This is a genomic window from Paracoccus rhizosphaerae (assembly GCF_026162645.1).
Lineage (GTDB): Bacteria > Pseudomonadota > Alphaproteobacteria > Rhodobacterales > Rhodobacteraceae > Paracoccus > Paracoccus rhizosphaerae.
This window is the reverse complement of the sequence record NZ_JAOTBE010000151.1, coordinates 1-1,871: the sequence shown is the minus strand read 5'-3', so window position 1 is coordinate 1,871 and position 1,871 is coordinate 1. Positions and strand designations below refer to the sequence as shown.

Genomic DNA, 1,871 nt, shown 5'->3' with positions numbered 1-1,871 from the left:
CTTCGCAGATCGCCTCCGCAAGGCTGGAAAACCGCACAAGGTCATCATCACCGCCGTTGCCAGAAAGCCCGTCACATCGCGAACGCCCTGTGCAGGAGCCGTCGGAAACGGACCGCCGCGACGGCCTGAGAGATACAGTTGCTAATCTTCTCCGAGGACTTGCTAAAGGCCTGCTTCTTGAGCTTCGGGATCCGCATGCGCAGCATCTGGATCAGCGGTCATGCGTCCGAATTGCCGCCGACATTTCGCGTTTTCCGCCTGCAAGGCGGCGATTATTGCTTTTAGAACAGGGGGATACTCGGGAAGGATGAGCGCGTCATTCGACATGCCATCATCTACCACATATGCTCAGAAACCAATATAACAGGGCGTTTCAGGAGAAAAATCACCCAACCCGTGCCGGCGGAGCACCCCAGACCGGCCGACGTCGACCACGGCTGCTGGTCCAAACCCGCACACATTGGAAACTGGGCACCGCCGCGATGTTCGAGCATGTCGACGGGGACCGGCCCGGTTGCCAGCGATGCTGATTGCCGAGATGCCCGAGATCGGCATCATCACCGGCGAAGAGGCTGCGGCACGTGACGTTCCAGGCGGCACTGGTCGCGGCATATCACACCCCAAGCCTGAACTCCTTCGCAGATCGCCCCCGCAAGGCTGGAAAACCGCACAAGGTCATCATCACCGCCATTGCCGGAAAGCGCGTCACCATCGCGAAGGCCTTGTGCAAGAGCCATCAGAAATGGACCGCCGCGACAGCCTGAGAGATACAGTTGCTGGACGGGGGCAAGCACATCATCCCACCTTGCCAACAGTGTATGCGTCGGGTGCTACCGCGCGGGCTTTATGCAATGCGACAAGTTCAGGAAAGGTTTTCGAGATGGCAAGGTCGGATGTAATGTAGAGACTTTCTGCCTCCAGCACCTCACCGGCGACGTCAGCTTTCGCGTATAACCAACTATGGTCACGGACGAGGATATGGAAATACCTCGAGCCATCGATGGGCGATCTGAGAGTTGATACGTCCTGAGCTGGGATGCGTTGCCGACCATCCGAAATTCCGTGATTTTTTGATACGCGCACGCCTTTGACGACGCAGGGCCGATCGCGAAATTCCACAGGCTGCCAGCTTTCGACGGAAAGAACCTTCTGAGTTCCGTTCGACGTCTTGATCAGCTCACCCTCACGGATGTCCTCGACAGGGATCCACCCGCGCTCGAGCAGAACCAATGTCCCTTCGCAAAAACACGGGCCACCATATTCCGCTGGCGGAGAAACGGGCCTTCCATTGCCGTCTTGGCTTAGTCCAAGTGCAGCCAGCAGGCCCAAGGGAATAAGAGCAAGCCAATACGGGGCAGGCGAAGCAGCAATGGTATCAACTGGGCCTGCGATCTCGATGATAGGGGCGACATAACCTCCTGAAAACGCATAGGTTCCCCAGAAAGATGCAACTCCTGTTATTGCCGTTCCCAAGCCGAACATGGGCAGGTGCAATATCCGCCCTGTCTTCTGCATCTTAATAGCTTCAGGATAAGCATCGATCATAACTGCGTCCACATCACCAGAGAAGTTGAATGGATGATATCAATAGTCAGGATGATCTCTAGAGAGTGTTAGACCAAGTCAATTCTCGTTAAGATTGCAATTTCAAATCAATCAACGGGTTGCAAATAAACATACTGTATTTATATACAGGTTCACGGCAATCGGGAGTGGGGGACCTGCAACTAGAAACAGTGCTAAGAAATATCAGATCCAGAAGGCGTTGTTGCGTAACTCTGACGTGGGACGATTCACATCGCGAACCCGTGCGGTTAGACGGGTCGCATGAGTAAGCCTCCACCCGCCCGCTACCGCACGACGAACTGGTC

2 protein-coding genes and 1 pseudogene are annotated in these 1,871 nt (G+C 55.4%); 1 reads left to right on the top strand and 2 read right to left on the bottom strand.

What is annotated here, in order from left to right:
* Positions 1-110: 110 nt before the first annotated feature.
* A pseudogene (locus tag OC184_RS20030) lies at positions 111-327 on the bottom strand (IS66 family transposase); the annotation flags it as partial.
* 254 nt (positions 328-581) lie between these two features.
* On the opposite strand from OC184_RS20030, the gene OC184_RS20025 reads away from it, so the two are divergent.
* Positions 582-764, top strand: coding sequence for a hypothetical protein (locus OC184_RS20025; protein ID WP_265508936.1), 183 nt, complete (start codon positions 582-584; stop codon positions 762-764).
* 31 nt (positions 765-795) lie between these two features.
* On the opposite strand, the gene OC184_RS20020 is transcribed toward OC184_RS20025, so the two are convergent.
* Positions 796-1,545: a Hint domain-containing protein gene (locus OC184_RS20020; RefSeq protein WP_265508935.1), complete on the bottom strand. Its 750-nt coding sequence runs from the start codon at positions 1,543-1,545 to the stop codon at positions 796-798.
* Positions 1,546-1,871: the final 326 nt, after the last annotated feature.